Source organism: Flammeovirga sp. SJP92 (assembly GCF_001583495.1).
GTDB lineage: Bacteria > Bacteroidota > Bacteroidia > Cytophagales > Flammeovirgaceae > Flammeovirga.
This window is the reverse complement of record NZ_LQAQ01000042.1, coordinates 146,245-165,037: the sequence shown is the minus strand read 5'-3', so window position 1 is coordinate 165,037 and position 18,793 is coordinate 146,245. Positions and strand designations below refer to the sequence as shown.

Below are 18,793 nucleotides of genomic sequence, written 5' to 3'. Positions count from 1 at the left end.
AATATAGATTATAATGTAGCCGTAAGACAAAATTATTTACGACATCAATTACTTATTATTTGAATTAAGTACTAAGTCAAAAATAAATCATAGTTAGTTTTAATTTATTTTTTGTGAGTACAACGCTAAAAAATGTATTAATAGTGGTTCTACTAAAAGTCTTTTGAAGGAAGTAATCATAAAACAATAAATAGAATTTGTATTAGATAATTTTGAATTTGTACTTAAATATTCATTCTCTTATTTTTAAATTCAGAAGTACAAAGGCCAAAATAATTGATTATTAATTCTTTAATATTTATTGTAGACACATCAAAAAAAGGTATAAACAGTGGTGCTATTGTTCTTTTTTAAAGGGGATAACTACAAAACAATAATTAGAATTTGTATTAAATCAATTTGTCACAGTACTTGAAGTAAATGATAGTACATTTACTTTTTAAATAACAAACTAAACGTGACTACTGAAATGAGATTATTACGACTCTCCCTGCTAATTATTGTCCCGATATTTATATTATCGAGTTGGGAAAACATATCTACTATTGATCAATTAATAAAAATGATCAATACCAACAACCGATTGAAAACTAATGATGCCCTTTACGTCCATACTGATAAGCCATATTATATGGCCGGTGAAAACTTATGGTTTAAAGTTTATCTAAGAAAAGCTTCTTCTCTTACTAACGACCAATGGAGCAAATCGGTACATGTCGAATTGCTCTCTCCTGCTGGTGAAATTATAGACGAAAGAAAAATCTTTGGACAAGGGGAACACAGTAATGGCGACTTTAAGTTGAGAACTGACTTAGAAGAAGGAAGATACAGACTCCGTGCTTACACTAATTGGATGAGAAATTTTGGTGACAGCACTTTTTTCAGTCAAGAAATTCAAGTTTATCAAATCAATCCTGACTCTTTAAGAACAGAAAAGATTGTTCTGGAAGAGGGTGCTACAAATGAGCAAGTTTTAAATAGAAAGAAAAAATATGACCTTCAGTTTTTCCCTGAAAGTGGACAGTTTATTGAACAATTATCGACCAAAATGGGTGTTAAACTGGTCAATCAAAACGGTTATGGTGAAGCTTTTTCAGCTAAAATTTATAATCAGAATGATTATCTCGTCACTAAAGTAGAGAGTAATACTTTGGGAATGGGGAGTTTTTATATTCATGCCGAAAAAGGAGATCGTTTTTATGCTGTACTTGATTGGGATGAGCATGACAAATCACCCAAAAAGTATGAGCTACCAGTCGCTAAAGAAAAAGGCACAACGTTATTTGTTGTAAAAAGAGACGACTTATTTATAAAAGTGATTTCGAATGATGGAGCCCTTCAAGAAGGAGGTTATTTATTAGCTTCCTCAGACAACAAAGTATTGTACTCATGGCAATGTCCTCCTGGAAAAGCTCTTGTTCCAATCAAAATGTCATTAAGTGATATGAATAATGGGATCATAAAACTAACGTTACTTAATCATAAACTTCAACCTGTGGTAGAAAGAGTAATTTTCCATTACAAACCACAAAATGTCCAGCTTCAACTTAATCAAAATACCTTCAGAAAAAGAGAAAAAGTAGAATTGTCAATCGATCTTAAAGACGAAAACGGAGCACCTCTAAATGGTGATGCTTCCATTGCCATTGTAGATCAAAAATTAGTGGATCTTACACAAAAGAAAAATAATATTATTTCTCAGTTGATCATGACCAATGAATTGAATGGTAATATAGAAAACCCATCTTGGTATTTTCAAAACTATAATAATGAAAAAGAATATGCTTTAGATGATCTTATGCTCACACAAGGTTTCAGACAGATCAGTTGGATAGAAGAAGCGAAAGACAGTTTAGATTTACAGTTTATTCCAGAACCGGGTATCTCTTTAAGAGGAAGAACAAGCAACTTCTGGAATGAAAAAAAATATCAAAAAGCTGAAATCTCAATGACTTCAATAGACAAAGGTTTCATTCATGATTCTGTTTTAACGGATGATGAAGGTGGTTTTACATTTACGGGAATGGTCTTCTTTGATTCTACCAACTTTATTTTTCAAGCAAAAAAATACAGCGAAAGAAGAAAAAAAGTTACAAATAACAATGCTGTCAAAATTTCAATTTTTGAATTAGAGCCACCTCTCACCTCTCCTATAGAGGAGAAAAAAGCGATTTTACCCAAAGGGAATTCGTTGGCACAATTTGAAAAAGAAATCTTGAACATTGAGAAAATTGACCGTGCTTTCAGTACAAAAACAATTATTCTTGATGAAATTGAAATTAAGGATGAAGCAGAAATAGATGAATTTAGTCCTACTTCAAAATTACATTCCAACTACACTGCCAGACTGATTCCCGATTCACTTGGTTATGCATCTGGTTTTAATGTGTGGGAGTTTTTAACTCAAGAAATGAAAACAGCTCAAATACTTCGCCGTTCCGGTTACCTTTCATCTGCTGGAGGATCATTTAGTGAAGATGGTGAAGCAATACCGTCAGGTGAGTCTGATATACCTGTAATATTGGATGGTTTCCAAGTGGATAAATCACTATTGCAAACCATGTCTATGACAGAAGTTGGTTTTATTGATGTTTTGGATATGTCAGAAGGAAGTATTTATACAAGTAATTCCATCAATGGAGTGATTGCAATTTATACACGACAAGGCGGTGGTGGTTCCTATGTAGTGGCAGGATTGGACAACATCACTTCTCCTGGCTTTTATACCAGCAGGACTTTCTATCAACCAAAATATGATATTCAAAAAGATGAACACGCCAAGCCTGATCATAGAATTACGCTTTTATGGGAACCCAATATTATTTTTGATGAAAACGGAAAAGCTACCGTTTCTTTTTATACAGATGACAAAGCAACAGATTATCAAGTTGAAATAGAAGGAATCACAACATCGGGCAAACCATTTTACAATACAACAACCTTTAAAAATAATTAATTTCACTGCATTAACTCCCTTTTTGTTAACACTCTGCAATGTATTGAACTCAAGTATAGTTTGGCCGTTTTTTAAAAATGAAGGAACAACTCTTCAATCAATAAAAAAATCTATACTATGAAAGACATTTTAGAAGTTATCAAAGGAGCTACAGCAATTATCGGTACATTAGGCATTATTTTAATTGGCGTTCATTTTGGAGTAAGTCAATCTTCAAATCCACTCCAAGAGGTACCACAAACACATGTTTACACTGGTAATTAAAAGATAAAAAAATAGTTGAAAGAGCTATATTGATCACGATCGATATAGCTCTTTTTATTTAAACTTATTTACAGTAATCTCTTTGGATACACTGTGTTATCATTTAAAAAATAAACATCTTTGCAGACTAAATTAAATAAGATGGAAAAAGAAGAATTACTCCAAAAATACGGTGGTAAAAAATTAAAAATGGACGAAGTGAGTTCTTATGAGCAATGGTCGTTGAATTTTTTTCACCAAAAAGAGATTGTTAGAGAACCTAATCTACAAATGACCCTTCAAGTAGATATTACAAAGGGCTACCAATATTATAAAGACAATTTAAAAAAATATGAAGGAGCTTCTTTTACCGCTTACTTAATGTGGGCATTGGTCGAAGCAATGAAAAAGCACCCTTATTTTAGGTATAGAAAACTAGAAAACGAATGGTATGTCTTTGATAACCTACCCGTTTTCTCTCCGATAGCTGTAGGTGGTGAAACAAGATTTACTGAAATTATTGTAGAAGATCCTGCCAATTCTACAGTAGAAGAGTATTTCCGTAATTATAAAAAGTGTGTAGACTATGCTTTCAATAGAGAAGGCGATTTTGCTCCTCTACCTGTGTTAGTTTGGGCTACAGCACATTTTATTGGCAACTTACCCAACTTACAGTTCACAAGCTTTCAGCTTCATGCGTCTGCTTTGGATTCAGCAAGGCCTTACTTCTATTTTGGCAAACGTTATCAACAAGGTGATCTGTTGTTTATTCCTTTGTCTATTACGTTTGATCACTCAAGTCTTGATCCATTTGTACTATCAGGATTTATGGCCGATTTTGAAGAAATATTAAACCGCTAGGCTGGTATTAAATTAGAGCATGCTTGAAACATCTCTTCTATAAAAAAGGACCATAAGTTGATTTAAAATTCAGCTTATGGTCCTTTTTCGTTTAACTTTTTTGCTTAGCAACAGTCAGCATCAGTTGAAGTACATTTACAACCTGTGCTCTCTTCTTGAGTACATTTACAGCAGTTGCAATCACAAGTACATTGGCTATTTTCTGCGCATTTGATTTCCTTATCGTTCATCTTATTCTATTTTTAAAGGTGATTAATCCGTTTTCACCCTAATAGACGAGACTTTTAAAAAAAGACGCAAAAAAAGTATAAAAACAAAAAAATTAATTACAATTACCTGATTTACATTGAAATGAAATATTACCAAAACCATCATCTACCTGTGTACAACAAGTTTCAAAAGATTGCTTTAACTGTTCTCTTCCTCTTTGTACTCTTGATTTAACAGCAGAATAAGATAATTGATGCTGCTGTGCATATTCCTTCTGAGATACTCGCTGGTAAGTCACTTTCATTAAAACATCTTGATATTTTTCGGGTAGTTGTAAAATAAAAGGCTTCACACAAGCTTCACAGGCTTGAAGATTAGAGTCTGTAGCATCAAATTCCGCAGGTAAATCAATCTTTTCTACATCAAAAGTACTGTTCTGTTTTCTCTTTCTATAAAAATCTATAATTGAGTTTCTTGTAATCTGATAAATCCAACTGCCCAATTGCTTCTCATCTTTCAGGAGTGCTTTCTTCTCATGTATTTTAATAAAAACATCTTGAAGAATATCTTCTGCCTCGTCTTTTTCATTAATTTTAGAAGCAATAAACCCTTCCAACTCTTGATGAAAAGTATTCCAAATGTCCTTTGTATTCATATTTTATACTTTTGGATTGTAGACGTAAAAAACTGAAAAAGACGCATTATACAATACTGCTTTTTTTACCTGTACTGTAACTCACTCTAAACTAATCCATTATTATTGAAGATTTGTACATCTTCAGGCTTTGGATACTGTTGAAGTTTTGAAAAATCTTTTTTCCAGAAATCCATATCCAAGATTTCATTGTTTTCATTTTTGGTCAAAGTAATTACCACAGGAACCCTATCTACATCTCTGTAAACTACTTGAACTATATCTCCTTTATAAGGTGATTTTTCAGGTTCCGTAAAATTAATACTTCCCATTACCGCATTTTCATAATCATCTACCATCATTGGCAACTCAAAATCAGAGGGGTTTTCCCCTCCCAATTGTATCAAATGCTTTACTAAAACGAGTTCTTCCTCTCTTACTTCTCTTCTTTCTGCCATAACATATTTTTTCGTAAAAATACATAAAAATAGCCCTATGACACGAATATCATAGGGCTATTGTATAGCTATTTAGAGTTATTATTTATATTCCGACAACTCTAATGATTCCTCTTTTTTGTTTTTCTTAGAAAAAATAAAGATGATTGCTCCTGAAGTGAAAAACATAATCAATGAATAAACACCTGCTGCAATAGAAAGATCTACCCTTCCCATAATACCAATTGCAATCGTGATGGCCATTGTACCGTTTTGAATACCTGTTTCGATGGCAATAGAAGTGGCTTGTGCTGATTTTAATTGAGCTAATCGTGCAATTCCATAGCCTAAGCCCATGGTGAAGACATTCAATAAGAGTGTAGCCATTCCTGCCTGAGCAAAATAGGCCACTACATTATTTCTTTCTTTCACAACAATACCGACAATCATTACAATCAAAATCACTGCTGAGGCAATTCTGGTAGGTTTTGCCATTTTTTGAGCAAAGCCAGGTAAAAACTTTCGAATACTCATTCCTAAAATGATTGGAATAATACTGACAATCATAATCTTCTTGATAGTATCTGGTACATCCAAAAGAATAGTTTGATCTTGGCTCAAGAAAAAGGAAGAACCTAAATTGATCACAAAAGGAATAGTGATAATAGTGGCAAAACTACTTACCGCCGTTAGTGTCACCGACAATGCAGTATCTCCATTTGCCAAGTGCGTGATAAGATTGGAGGTTGGCCCGCCAGGACATGCCGCCAAAATAATAAGCCCTAAAGCAATGAAAGACGGTAATGCTAAATAATAAGCAATGCCAAATGCAATGATTGGCAAACAAACAATTTGTAAAACCAATCCGATTAAAACTGCCCAAGGTTTTTTCAGAATCCTTTTAAAATCATCAGGTACCAATGATAATCCCATGCCAAGCATAATAATTGCCAAGGCAATACCTAATAATAAGGTGCTAGTTTGATTCATAGTAACAGTAGTTTATGACCTAAGAAATACTCTGATTTCTCAGGGGTTATAGTTAGATTAAATACTCCACTATTTTAGTATAGAATCATGCCAAAACCGTTATTTTGCAACTGCAACTCTTACTTTTATCTTCTTTACTTTTTCTTTATTGACAATTTCAGCTACCTTTTTAGCCTTCGATCTTGTTACAGCCACAAAAGACATAAAGTCTTTTACCTCTATTAAACCAATCTCTTCTTTCTGTAACTTTCCTTTCTTGGCCAATAAACCTACAATATCGATTTTGTTGATTTTATTCTTCTTCCCACCACTGATATACAACGTTTCCCACACAGGAAGTTGTGGCATTTCCTCTATAGAAGGTAACGATAAATGAATAGGTCTATCTTCAATATAATCAGGAAACTCATCTTCTGATGACATTACAAGGTAAGTCACTCCTTCTTTATCCATTCTGGCAGTTCTACCATTGCGATGAATAAAGGCATCTTCCTTAGGAGGCAATTGGTAATGAATGACATGTTTGATTGATGGAATATCCAATCCTCTTGCCGCTAAATCTGTTGTCAAGAAAACGTGTACAGAGCCATTTCTGAATTTTGTCAATGCTCTTTCTCTTTGTTCCTGATCCATACCTCCATGGAAAGATTCATGAGGAATGTTATTTTCTTTTAGATGCTCACTTATTCGATCTACTGCCGCTCTGTGATTACAGAAAATCAATGTAGGTTCACTTGCCACTCTACAAATCAATTTAAAAAGAACTGCCAATTTATCTACACCATCAGCTTGTACATATTTCAATTCTAGCTTTGGAGGTAATTGCCCTCCCAAATGATTCATTATGACTGGGTCTTCCATTTTCACAAAAGCAGGAATTTCATCGCTTTCAGTAGCTGAAGTCAACATTTTATAATGAATCGATCTCAATTCTTCAATGATAAATTCCATATCATTCTGAAATCCAAACTCTAATGCTTTGTCAAACTCATCAAGAATTAAGTATTCAACACAACTGAAATCAAACGTTTCTTTATCAATATGATCCGCTAACCTTCCGGGTGTTCCTACCAAAACGTGAGGTGGGTTAGATAAATTTTTCTCTTCAATTTTAAATGAATGTCCACCATAAACACTATTAATTGAAAAAGCGGTACCCATACTTTTAAAAACACCTTCAATCTGTAAAGCTAATTCCCTTGATGGAGCAATAATAACACATTGCACTTCTTTTAAATCAACATTGATTTTGTCAATCAAGGGCAATAAAAAAGCAAGTGTTTTACCTGAACCTGTTGGTGAAAGCAAAATCAATTCTTCACTCTTTTTAGAATGCTCTATCGTTTCCTTTTGAATAGTATTAAAAGATTGAAAACCAAGATGTTTTTGTATTTGATCTAAAGATTGATTATGCTTTTTCATGGTGCTTTAATATTGATTTATGGAATATACTTCACTCCCCCGAAAATAGAAAGAGGATGCGAATATAACATAATGTGATGAATTCAAAAGCCATAGAATGTAATCATACGTTAACCTCCCGCAACATAGTCAAATAAATTAATCTTTCCTTCATTTTAACAGTATAAGTTAATAGTCAAACAAAAATAATGAACAATGGTCCTGGATAGAGATTTACAATTTATAGGCGAATGTACTAACGAACAATTAGGTATTTTATTTAATATTTTATGTTTTGAGGAAGATCAGACTTTAAGAAAAAGAAGTCGGTTGCTTCATTCTGTAGAAGCACAAGTATTTGAAGAAGATTACTATAAATTTTCACATCGAATCGGGAAAGAATTACAAATTCTCGGTAACACCACACTAGCAGGGCTCTTACGTAAAGAGAAAGTGCCTTATCAACAAATACTTCAAAATCTATTAAATAAATTATCCATCCAATTTTCGTTACATGAGAGTTGTCTGAATTTAGAACAAAGGCTTTTAAATGGTTTACATGAAAAAGCGTTAGGTATCAAAAATTCAGGAATGACTTCACTCCCTTTCGAAATATTGGTTAAAGAAGGGATGATTGATGAGATCAAAGAAAACCCTAGCGATAGATGTGTTCTACCTGCTGTCATTTATGTTTCATTATTAAGGGCAAACCTTGGAAAGGGAAGTCAGCAAAAGGGTAGAGAAACTTTATTAAAATAAAACCATTCAATTAGAAACATTTAATCTAGAATAAGAAGCATTATGGTACATCTTGAAACTTTAATATTTCTATAAATGCCCATTCTCAAAAAATGTGTCAGAAAATGTGCTGTTTTAGTATTTTATGTTCGGAATTGAACATTGATAACAAAGAGAAAATCACTCAATAAACATATAAACAACTGTATAACTGATAGTTATGATTTTATGGCACAAAGATGGAATCTAAGTTAAGCGTAAAACATAACGTAAACATTTACAGAAACTTAAAATTTATACTCTTATGAAAAAGTTATTTATCTCTTTAGTTATTGCATTATCTTCAGTTGTTTCTTTTGCTTCTAACATTGAAAATTCAGATGAATCAAATACATCAAAGTTATCAGAAATGGTTGCAAATGCAGATGCCAATGATTGGGCTACTTATACAAAAGCTGCATCACTAGCAATCAACTGGAATGCTGATTTAGAATTAGCAAAAGAATGGATCGACACAGCAATTTCAATTGATGAAAACGCAGAAAACTTAGAAGTTTTAGGTGATTACTATGTAAGATTAGGAAACACTGAAAAAGCTTTAGAAACTTATATGAAAGCACTTTCTACGGACATCACAACAATTGAAAAAGATCTTAGAGATAGTATCCAAAGAAAAGTCTTGGTTTACGGTAGAAAATAATTATAAAATCAATGGTGCTTTTACCATTAGATAGGAAAAGCACTGAAATGGTCAATGCTATTATAAATGAATAGTTTGTTGTAATAGTGCATATACATATAACTACTTTATCTAATAAATGAAGTGTATCCCTTCGAGAAGTAATTCTTGGAGGGATTTTTTTATGTATAAAAATTCCCCAATCGATCTTACAAAATCAATTGGGGAACATTTTATCGGAATATTATTTTTTTACTCAAAAAATAAAACAAACAATGTCAATGCTATACCTCCTAGCGTAAAATAAATTCCTTTTTTGAAGATTTTTGTCTTTGGTGCAAACATCCAGAATGTTGAAAGCACAAAAAAGAATAATGAAACTCCAAAGAAGATATTCAAAAAGAAAAGTGGATCACCTGATGTTGCCTTATGCATATGATTCATTTTTTCAATCATATACGGTTGCTTCTTTAAAGTATACTTTGCCTCTCCTGTCTTTACATTATAAGTACCTTGTTTATAATGGTATACATCCCCTTCTACTTTACCGACTTTAAGTCTTCTGACGCCAATTGCTTTTCCAATTTGATCTTTGGGTAAACCTGCATCTACCGTTTTTTCAAAGTAATAATCTCTTTTTAGAAAATCAGTGTCTCTAAAAATTAAAATAATGCCGCTGAATGAATAGACAGCCATGATACCTGCTAAAAAAAATCCTAGATAACGATGGATAATCCTCATCCAGTAAGCAGTTGTATTTTTCTTTGCCATGTTTAGTTTAAATTAGAATTGATCTAAATAATCATCACACAATGATACAAATTAGATTTTACTCTTGAAAGAATAATCGCTTTTCGATCAAAAATGATGATTGCTTTATGCTCTTCAAGATAATGAATAATGTGCCAGTAGTTTCATTCTTATTGGAATGACTTGAAAAGAAACTGGGTGAAATAACAGAATAAAATTTATTAACACTAAAAACTAATCATTCGTTCGAACTGTATCGTATTAGAATACATAATCATTATTACAGATAACTCACTTAATTGATATGAAAAAAATAGTAACAATATCTATCTCATCACTTTTTGTGCTCTCATCATTATTTTCTTGTTCTGAACGAGAGGAACAAAAAGAAGAAATTATTAGACCTGTAAAAGTTATAACCACTACAACAGCAGATTATCTTTCAAATAAAACATTTAGTGCAACAACAAAAGAAACAAAAGAGTCTAGTCTATCTTTTAGAGTTGGTGGTCCATTGATCAAATTAAATGCTGAAGAAGGGCAACACATTAAAAAAGGAAATTTAATAGCAGAAATTGATCCTCGTGACTTTAAAATTAAAGTGCAGGCAAAAAAAGCTCGCTTTATTCAAGCAAAATCAGAAAAAATTAGATATGAAGGGCTTTTAGCAAAAGGATCAATTCCACAGAATGAATATGACCAAAAATTAGCTGCGTATTTAATTGCTAAATCTGATTTTGAAGATGCAGAAAATGCTTTAAAAGACACAAAATTATATGCTCCTTTTAATGCTATTGTAGCAAAAAAATTAGTTGAAAATTATCAAGAAGTTACTGCGAAACAACCAATTGCTAGCCTTCTAGATTTCTCAGCTATAGAAGTAAAATTCACTATACCTGAAAACTTTATCCGCTATTTTGATCATGTAACAAGTTTTAAAGTAAAATTAAACGCCTACCCTGATGTAATCTTTGATGCAACCCTCAAAGAAATTGGCGCCCGATCTGAAGGTGCTACAGGATTTCCTGTTTTTCTATACCTCAATACCACACAAGATATGCAAAGTGAAACACCTGTTGGTTCTGGCATGGCATGTCAGGTAACGGTAGAAATGGAGCAAAATGACCAATCCAATGAAGATGTAATTTTGTTGCCCGTCTATTCAGTAGTACAAAAAGGTGCGGATCATAAACCTTCAGTAATGATTTTTGATGCTTTCAAAAAAGAAGTTTCCAAAAGAAATGTACGATTAGGTAAGCTCGTCGATAAAGACAAAATACAAATACTTGGGGGACTAAAATCAGGTGAATTGGTGGTTGAATATGGTGCTAATTTACTTCATGATGGACAAAAAGCTAGAGTGCTTGATTTTAATCCAACTACTTCAAAATAATCCTCCACTTCAAAAAGATAAATTATGAGTATTGCAAAGTATTCAATCGAAAATAAAAAAGTAATACACTTCTTTCTTGTTGTATTGCTTGTAGCAGGAATTCAGTCTTTCTTCAACCTTGGAAAACAAGAAGATGCTCCTTTCACCATCAAACAAGTGATTATCACTACAGAATACCCTGGTGCTACGCAGTGGGAAGTAGAAGAATTAGTGACAGAAGTAATTGAAAAGGAACTTCAGAATGTTGGTTATTTAAAACAAATTAAATCTGAATCGAGAAGAGGCTTATCTCAGATTGATGTTGAAATTGTTCCTAACTATGATCCAGATCAGTTGCAGCAAAAGTGGGATGAAATCAGACGTAGAGTGAGAGATGCTGAGATTAACCTTCCGGAAGGAGCCGGCCCTATCAACATCAATGACAATTTTGGTGATGTATTAGGAATGTATTATGCTTTGAAGGCTGAAGAAGGTGTAGATCCAAGCATATTAAGAGACTATGCAATTTATATTCAAAAGAATTTAAAACCCCTCAAAGGAGTAGCAAAAGTGGTATTGTATGGTGAACAAAACCCTGTGATTGATGTAGAAATTTCACAAACAAAATTAGCCAATCTTGGAGTTAGTCCTAATGATGTTTTCAAAACCATTGAACGACACAACAAAATTGTACAAGGCGGTACTTTTAATTCTGGTAGAACGTCATTGAAAGTAGATGCCACCAATTCTTTTTCAAGTATAGAAGACATTCAAGATTTAATTATCAAAGGAAAAAATGGACAGCAATTCCGTCTGAAAGATATTGCCTCCGTAAAACAAGGTTTTCAAGACCCTGCCGATGTACTAATGAGGGTAAGCGGAAAACCTGCTATCGGTATTGCGGTATCTAATGAAGCTGGACTAAATATTGTTGAAACTGGTGAAAAGGTGGATGCAAAACTAGATGAATTAAAAGCAACAATTCCTGTTGGATTGGAGCTTGTGGGCCTCTATCATGAAGATCAAGTAGCTCAAGAAGCGAACATGGATTTCATTGACAACTTGGTAATGTCTGTAGTGATTGTAGTTTTAATTCTAATGTTTGCTATGGGTGTTCGACCAAGTTTACTGATCGGTTCCAGCTTAGTATTTGCTATTGTAACCACACTGGTTTTCATGGAACAAATCGGCTTGACTTTGAATAGAACAACACTTGCCGCCATTATCATTGCAATGGGTATGTTAGTTGATAATGCCATTGTTGTGGCAGACAATGCAATAAATACCATGAAAAAAGGGGAAAAGAAAAAAGATGCTTTAATCAAAGGAGCCTCAATTCCTCAATGGGGATTATTTGGAGCAACTTTTATTGCCATTTTCTCTTTCCTTCCGTTGGCCATGGCCACTGATGATACTGCAGAGACTATTCAGCCATTATTTTATGTTCTTTCTATTTCATTATTATTAAGCTGGGTATTTGCATTGACACAAACGGTCGTTTATGGTGACTTCATACTAAAAGAACCTAAAGAAACGGGTGATCCTTATGATAATGTGTTTTTTAAATCATTCAAACGTTTAATTGAAAAATTAATTCAACATAGATGGTTGAGTTTAGGTGGAGTAGTTTTAGTGTTTACTGGCTTTGTTATGTGGGGAAATACTGTGAAGCAAAGTTTCTTTCCCTTCGTTTCCAAACCTCTATTCAAAGTAGATTATTGGTTGCCTGCAGACACACCCATTGATTTTACCTATGAAGATTCTAAAAAGCTAGAGAATTTCTTATTGGCACAAGAAGAAGTCGAAAAAGTATCAATTACAGTGGGCAGTACTCCCCCAAGGTACTATCTAGCTTCTGTTTCATGGAGTAGTACTAGAAACCTAGCCTCTTTCTTGGTGGAAGTAAAAGATCCATCTATGTCTAATGAAGTAATGGAACGAGCACAGCAATTTGCTCAAGACAGTTTACCGCATGCTATAAGTGTATTTCAGTTATTCAAAGCGGCACCTACACCAAAAGCAGATATAGAAGCTTGTTTTACAGGACCTGACCCTGAGGTATTGAGAGCATTGGCTGAAGAAGCCAAAGAAAGAATTGCTCATGTTCAAACAGCCAAAAATATAAGAGATAACTGGCGTGAAAAAACACCAATCTGGAAACCTATTTACTCTGAGGAGAAAGGAAGAAGACTAGGGGTTACAAAAGAACATATTGCTACTGCAACAAGAATGCTTAGAGAAGGTGTACAAGTAGGTGAATACAGAGAAAGAGATAAGAGAATGCCTATTCTTGTAAAAGAGATTTCTAGAAAGAATTATGATAACAGCAACCTCGGTACAATGCCTGTTTTCTCTGATGAAGGTAAAATGGTTACGCTTGATCAAATTGTAGACGATTACGAATACAAATATGAAGAAGACTGGATTTGGAGATATAATCGCCAGCGAATGATTGCAGTACAATGTGATGTGGTTTTAGGCTATGAAAGCCCTGAAGTTGAAAATGAGATTGTACCTCTTATTGAAGCAATGGAACTTCCTGAAGGTTATACTTTATTCTGGGACGGCCTAAAAAGATATCAGCAACAATCTAATGAGGCCATTTCGGCACCCCTTCCTGTTGCTGCCGTTTTGATGCTGGGGGTACTAATCATCTTGTTCAAAGGGTTTAGAAAACCATTAGCCATAATTGCCATTTTGCCATTGATATGGGTGGGTATCATACTAGGAATGAAAGTATTTGGACAGACCATCGGTTTTATGGCTATCCTTGGTTTGCTCGGCCTTGTTGGAATGGTCATCAAAAACGCCATTGTCTTGGTAGAACAAATAGAAATTGAAATGGAAAATGGTTTGAATGAATACGACGCTTTGATCATGGCGGCACTTTCAAGAACAATTCCGGTTTCTATGGCAGCGGCAACTACCATTCTAGGTATGGCACCAATCATAACTGATCCATTATTCGGAGGTATGGCAGCTGCAATTATGGGAGGTTTATTTGCCGCTACAATAGCCACTCTCGTAGTACTACCTATTTTCTACGCGATTTTCTTCAACTTAAAAAAGGCCTAATTGTCATGAAAAAATATATCATATTCGTTTTTTCTACTTTCTATTTTTCATTCAACATCAATGCACAAGAAGTATTGAAAGTGAAGGATTACAGACAAAAAGTATTGGAATACAATCAAGATATTCAGTCTGCACAAATGCAAATCAATGCGGCTGAAGAATATATAAAAGTAGCACACAGTGATAAAGGACCAAGAATTGATGCAGGTGCAAACTACAGTTATACCGGCCGTCCATTTGATCCTACTGGTTTCAAACCTAGTGACGCTCCTATTGGTGAATGGTTGCCAGTACATCATAATTATAACGCCAATGTCACAATCAAACAAAATCTTTATACCGGTGGGAAAATCAAAAGTTCCATCAAGTTGGCACAAATGAAAAAAGAAATTGCTTCTGCACATCGTGATTTCACTGGTTCTGAATTATTGTTTTATGCAGATCAATTGTATTGGAAAAGTGTTGGCGACAAAGAGGCTTTAGAACTTGCTCACCAATATCAAAACTCTGTGAAAACTTTAGTTGATGTAGCTAAAAATAAATATGAAGCGGAAATTGTAAGTAGAAATGATCTTCTAATGGCAGAAGTGAAGCTTAATGAAGCTGAACTAGAAGTCTTAAAAGCTCAAAATAATTATAACATTTCAATCATGAATTTAAATAGATTAATGGGAAAAGAAATCATTTCCACTACAATAGTTGAAGATACTGTGGACTTCTCTGAGTTCATTTTTGATACCAATGATGTAGTTTCAAGAGCTTTGGATCAAAGAGCAGAAATCAGACAATCTATAGCGGAAGTAAAGGCCACTCATGCAAATGCTGACCTTACAGCATCAAAATACAAAGGTAATTTGCATGTTTTTGCTAAAGGGGTTTACGGTGCTCCAAGTCCACAGTTAGCCAATACCCCAGAGGGAAATTACTATGCTGGAGCTGGCTTTTCAATTCCCATTTATCATTCAGGGAAAAAGAAAAGAGAAATGGCGGCCCGAAAAATAGAAACAGAAATTGCTGTATTACACAAAGAAAAAATGACAGATCAGGTGATTTTGGATATCAATGAAGCAATGTATGTTTTAGATGAAGCTTCCAAAAGAGTCGAATTGACCAAAGCCTCGTTAGTGAAGGCAAATGAAAATTTGAAGATGATCATAGACCGTTATAAAGATGGGTTATCTCCAATCCTAGAAGTTACTGATGCACAAGTAAACTGGCAACTTGCTTATGCTGAATACATTGATGCAAAGGTGAAATATAAAGTAGCATGTACAAATATTGAAAAGGCCAGTGGCGATTTATATCGAGCTAAATAAGAATAAGTATTAAAAACAAATAAAGGGGAGTCAACATAAATTGGCTCCTCTTCCTCTTGCTTTTGTTCTTTTTTCAATAACGATTTAACACAAAAAAGCCATCCCACTTTACATATACCGGGATGACAATTTAGAATAGAGTAATTTTATCTAATAAATAAAATGATTAACAATAGTACTATTATCACTACATAGTAACCTTCTATCTAATCTCCTTTTTTGCTTTAAAAATGGAGAAAGTCGTACATAAAATGGATGAGGAGGATTAGTCAAGATTTGTGCATGAAAGTGTATAGCATTTTAAAAAAAACTTGAGGTAATAAAAAAATTTCCAGCGTACTCATTAAACTTAAAACTCAGACCGAAACGTTGTCCTCCTTTTAAGATTTATTATACCACTAATGTAAATGATATTTTAATCACCTCAATAATGTGTATAATATTACCTGCATGATTTTAACATATTTTTAGATAACACTGTAAATTATATATAATTTTAGAGAAAATCTTTTCACTATAATTAAATTTTTCACAAATTAGATCCTAAAAATATGAAAAAGTCCAATGTAGAATTACCTCACCAAACTTGATAATAAAGGTTAATGATTGAATTTAAGCCTATATATATCTGTATCACTTTCCTACTCATCGTTCAAAAGTTTGAAAACCAACATAAAGTGACAAAGTCACTCCGTAATCTTATTTCCTTTTATCTATTTTTCGACCCCTTTCAGCAAAAAGATTTCAAACCTGTTTCCTCAGAAAATTCAATAATTCTTATAACGCCATAATAAAAATCCTTAGTGCATATCTTTTCTTAAGTCAGAAAAAAACAAATAAATAGATTACGTATCCATAAAATGTTCAAAAAAGATCTTAGAAATGAATAATGTAACACACTTTTACCTAACCAAAATAATTAAATGAATACATTCTCACTCTTTAGAAAGATAAACAATAACAACCGCAACAAAAGATGTTACTCTTTATTTAATGTGATTATTTTTTAGTTGAATAAATGGTTTCTTTAGAGCTTAATTAAAACATCTCTTAATTTAAATACCTGAATTTTATTCACTTATAAATAGTTCTTTTTGAAGTTTTTTAATTTGCAAAATACTTCTCTAATTTTGGTCTTTAATCTAAACAGAACAAAGACTTCAATGCGTTATTTATTACTCCTTATCACCATATTTTATTCCTATCATCTTCAAGCTCAAATCTTAAATGTAGAAAAAGCCAGACTTGATCAAGGCGATTCTGTACATTGGGTGGGCAATATTGCTTTAAACTATAGACTCATCAATCAACAAATTAGAACCCAAGGAGGCGGGTTGAAAACAAACTTTGCTAGAGTGGGTAAAGTCAACGACTTGGTACTCATCTCTGATTTGTCTTTTTTAAACTCAGAAGGTTTTGATCTACTTCAAAATGGCTTCATTCATGGTCGTATTGAGTTCTTAAAGAATAGAAAGATTTCTTATGAGGTATTTTCCCAGCTCCAATATGATCAGGTAAAAGGAATGAATGAGCGTTTTCTGATTGGGGGTAATTTCAGGTACAACCCTATTGATAATGATACAGATCATTTAGCCATTGGATTAGGGTCTTTTTACGAAAATGAAAACTGGTATTGGGAAGAAGTTACTGACAATGAAACCATAGTCACAAAGGCCCAACCGTCTATTGCAAGGTGGAACCTTTATATCACCTATAGATCTGATATTTCGGATCATGTGTTCTTTAATTTCACTACTTATTTCCAATCAAAATATTCAACCATGGACGCATATAGAATCAGTACGGTGGCCAATTTGAATTTCAAAATCTCAAAAAAGCTTTATTTCAATAATAATTTCACTTTATGGTATGAAAATCAACCTTATGTTCCTATTGATAAATTGAACTACACAATCATCAATGGAATAGGATATAATTTCTAACAGGTTGAATTTCGATGAATTTACTATCACATTTAGACACACTTATTAAGCCATTTTTCAATATCCCTCCTCTTCACAACACGATTAAACAAGAATATTTTTTACATAAAAAAAACCTCTTCAATTGTGTCGTGAAAGAGGTTTTTCTTTAGAAAAGAGGTTTTCTAATTCTCTTGAATATAAAAACGAACTACTTCTCTTTGCTTATTAATATCTTGATTTCCACCTGAAAGACTATGTGATTCGTATCTTAAAAGTAATCCTTCTTTAGAAACAATGAATTCAATCCACTTGTTTGTTCTTTTGATATCTGAAGAAGTTCCTTGCAAATGAATTTTCACTTTATAAGAAGCTAAACCTAAATATGTTTTTTCTGTGATTTCAATATCATTTGAGGAATCATCCAAATACTCTAAAACATCTTTTCTGATTTTACTTTTGAAATAAGGTAATCCTAAATAATCATCATCAACATGATAAACTTGCATGTTCCAATCCTGATTTAGGAATTCAATCGCAAAGTAATCGTCTTTGGCATGTACAATTCTAGCGTCTATGCTAACATAATCTTGTGAACCGAAAGCAGTTGATAATACATCAACGTTGTAGGGTAAATTATCTGAAGAAGATTTCTGTAGCGTTTCTTTCACTTCTTTTACTGAAGGTTCTACAAATAAGTTAAAGAGTATAGTAAGAATAAATAAAAGTTTCATCTGTTTCTAATTTGTATGAAGTTGACTTAAATATAAATTTGTGTTTAAAAATTATGCCTATTTTACTTTAGTTTGTTTTATACTTTGCCCCATTCCACATAAAGGTCAAACTACCAGCCTTTTCAATTACAATAATTTCCAATTTTTTGTTGGACTTGCTTCTCCAAATCAACTGCGTTTTACCTTTTACGGTGTAAGCTTCCAAGTTTTCAATCGTTTCCTCATAAGACCTCAAGTTCTCATCAACGAAATTCAAGGTCATACTTTCCTCATTTTTCTTATAATGCAAAACGACCTGTCTTGCTGGTATATTAATCCCATCATCGATCACCTCTACTATTTTCTCATTCATTTGACACCGCCCTCCCTCAAAGTAGAAGTCTAATATTTTTTGCTGTGCATTCGAAATTAAAGAAATGCCGAGTAAAAAGAATAGAATTATTGAGTATTTCTTCATTGGTGTTATTGTTGGTAC

16 protein-coding genes are annotated in these 18,793 nt (G+C 33.1%); 9 read left to right on the top strand and 7 right to left on the bottom strand.

All coding sequences use genetic code 11. The features are described from left to right. Positions 1 to 469: 469 nt before the first annotated feature. The 3 genes from AVL50_RS10960 to AVL50_RS10955 all read left to right on the top strand — a co-directional run bounded on the left by AVL50_RS10960 (position 470) and on the right by AVL50_RS10955 (position 4,060). Positions 470 to 2,956, top strand: coding sequence for a hypothetical protein (locus AVL50_RS10960; protein ID WP_157491273.1), 2,487 nt, complete (start codon positions 470 to 472; stop codon positions 2,954 to 2,956). A 117-nt stretch (positions 2,957 to 3,073) separates the two neighbouring features. After that, positions 3,074 to 3,220 carry a hypothetical protein gene (locus AVL50_RS32955; RefSeq protein ID WP_157491272.1) on the top strand — a complete coding sequence of 49 codons (147 nt, stop codon included), beginning with the start codon at positions 3,074 to 3,076 and terminating at the stop codon, positions 3,218 to 3,220. A gap of 141 nt (positions 3,221 to 3,361) precedes the next feature. Then, the gene (locus tag AVL50_RS10955; protein ID WP_062616538.1) at positions 3,362 to 4,060 is read left to right on the top strand and encodes a CatA-like O-acetyltransferase; all 699 of its coding nucleotides are present in this window, start codon (positions 3,362 to 3,364) and stop codon (positions 4,058 to 4,060) included. 322 nt (positions 4,061 to 4,382) lie between these two features. Here the strand turns inward: AVL50_RS10955 and AVL50_RS10950 are convergent, their stop codons facing one another. The 4 genes from AVL50_RS10950 to AVL50_RS10935 all read right to left on the bottom strand — a co-directional run bounded on the left by AVL50_RS10950 (position 4,383) and on the right by AVL50_RS10935 (position 7,753). After that, a complete protein-coding gene (locus AVL50_RS10950; RefSeq protein ID WP_062616537.1) occupies positions 4,383 to 4,925 on the bottom strand; it encodes a sigma-70 family RNA polymerase sigma factor in 543 nt (180 codons plus the stop codon). Positions 4,926 to 5,011: 86 nt separating this feature from the next. Further along, positions 5,012 to 5,362, bottom strand: coding sequence for a hypothetical protein (locus AVL50_RS10945; protein ID WP_062616536.1), 351 nt, complete (start codon positions 5,360 to 5,362; stop codon positions 5,012 to 5,014). A gap of 81 nt (positions 5,363 to 5,443) precedes the next feature. Continuing rightward, on the bottom strand, positions 5,444 to 6,331 hold the full coding sequence (locus AVL50_RS10940; RefSeq protein ID WP_062616535.1) for a bile acid:sodium symporter family protein: 888 nt from the start codon (positions 6,329 to 6,331) through the stop codon (positions 5,444 to 5,446). Between the two features lie 99 nt (positions 6,332 to 6,430). Beyond that, the gene (locus AVL50_RS10935) at positions 6,431 to 7,753 is read right to left on the bottom strand and encodes a DEAD/DEAH box helicase (RefSeq protein ID WP_062616534.1); all 1,323 of its coding nucleotides are present in this window, start codon (positions 7,751 to 7,753) and stop codon (positions 6,431 to 6,433) included. A 195-nt stretch (positions 7,754 to 7,948) separates the two neighbouring features. Here AVL50_RS10935 and AVL50_RS10930 point away from each other — a divergent pair, with 195 nt between their 5' ends. Together AVL50_RS10930 and AVL50_RS10925 are read left to right on the top strand one after the other, a co-directional pair. Continuing rightward, a complete protein-coding gene (locus tag AVL50_RS10930; protein WP_062616533.1) occupies positions 7,949 to 8,491 on the top strand; it encodes a DUF3944 domain-containing protein in 543 nt (180 codons plus the stop codon). A gap of 283 nt (positions 8,492 to 8,774) precedes the next feature. Further along, positions 8,775 to 9,170, top strand: coding sequence for a M48 family metallopeptidase (locus AVL50_RS10925; protein ID WP_062616532.1), 396 nt, complete (start codon positions 8,775 to 8,777; stop codon positions 9,168 to 9,170). Between the two features lie 231 nt (positions 9,171 to 9,401). On the opposite strand, the gene AVL50_RS10920 is transcribed toward AVL50_RS10925, so the two are convergent. After that, entirely contained in the window at positions 9,402 to 9,920 is a 519-nt protein-coding gene (locus AVL50_RS10920; protein ID WP_062616531.1) for a hypothetical protein, read from the bottom strand. A 283-nt stretch (positions 9,921 to 10,203) separates the two neighbouring features. Between AVL50_RS10920 and AVL50_RS10915 the strand changes: the two genes are divergently transcribed. From AVL50_RS10915 to AVL50_RS10900, 4 genes are all read left to right on the top strand, one after another. Next, entirely contained in the window at positions 10,204 to 11,292 is a 1,089-nt protein-coding gene (locus tag AVL50_RS10915) for an efflux RND transporter periplasmic adaptor subunit (RefSeq protein WP_062616530.1), read from the top strand. Positions 11,293 to 11,316: 24 nt separating this feature from the next. Continuing rightward, positions 11,317 to 14,346: an efflux RND transporter permease subunit gene (locus AVL50_RS10910; RefSeq protein WP_062616529.1), complete on the top strand. Its 3,030-nt coding sequence runs from the start codon at positions 11,317 to 11,319 to the stop codon at positions 14,344 to 14,346. A 5-nt stretch (positions 14,347 to 14,351) separates the two neighbouring features. Then, positions 14,352 to 15,662 (top strand): TolC family protein, encoded by a 1,311-nt coding sequence (locus tag AVL50_RS10905; RefSeq protein WP_062616528.1) that lies wholly within the window; start codon positions 14,352 to 14,354, stop codon positions 15,660 to 15,662. A 1,163-nt stretch (positions 15,663 to 16,825) separates the two neighbouring features. After that, positions 16,826 to 17,605, top strand: coding sequence for a DUF481 domain-containing protein (locus AVL50_RS10900; protein WP_062616527.1), 780 nt, complete (start codon positions 16,826 to 16,828; stop codon positions 17,603 to 17,605). Positions 17,606 to 17,769: 164 nt separating this feature from the next. Here AVL50_RS10900 and AVL50_RS10895 read toward each other — a convergent pair whose 3' ends face one another. Beyond that, positions 17,770 to 18,318, bottom strand: a complete 549-nt coding sequence (locus tag AVL50_RS10895; RefSeq protein ID WP_062616526.1) for a hypothetical protein — start codon at positions 18,316 to 18,318, stop codon at positions 17,770 to 17,772. 67 nt (positions 18,319 to 18,385) lie between these two features. Continuing rightward, positions 18,386 to 18,775: a hypothetical protein gene (locus AVL50_RS10890; RefSeq protein ID WP_157491271.1), complete on the bottom strand. Its 390-nt coding sequence runs from the start codon at positions 18,773 to 18,775 to the stop codon at positions 18,386 to 18,388. Between the last annotated feature and the right edge of the window lie 18 nt (positions 18,776 to 18,793).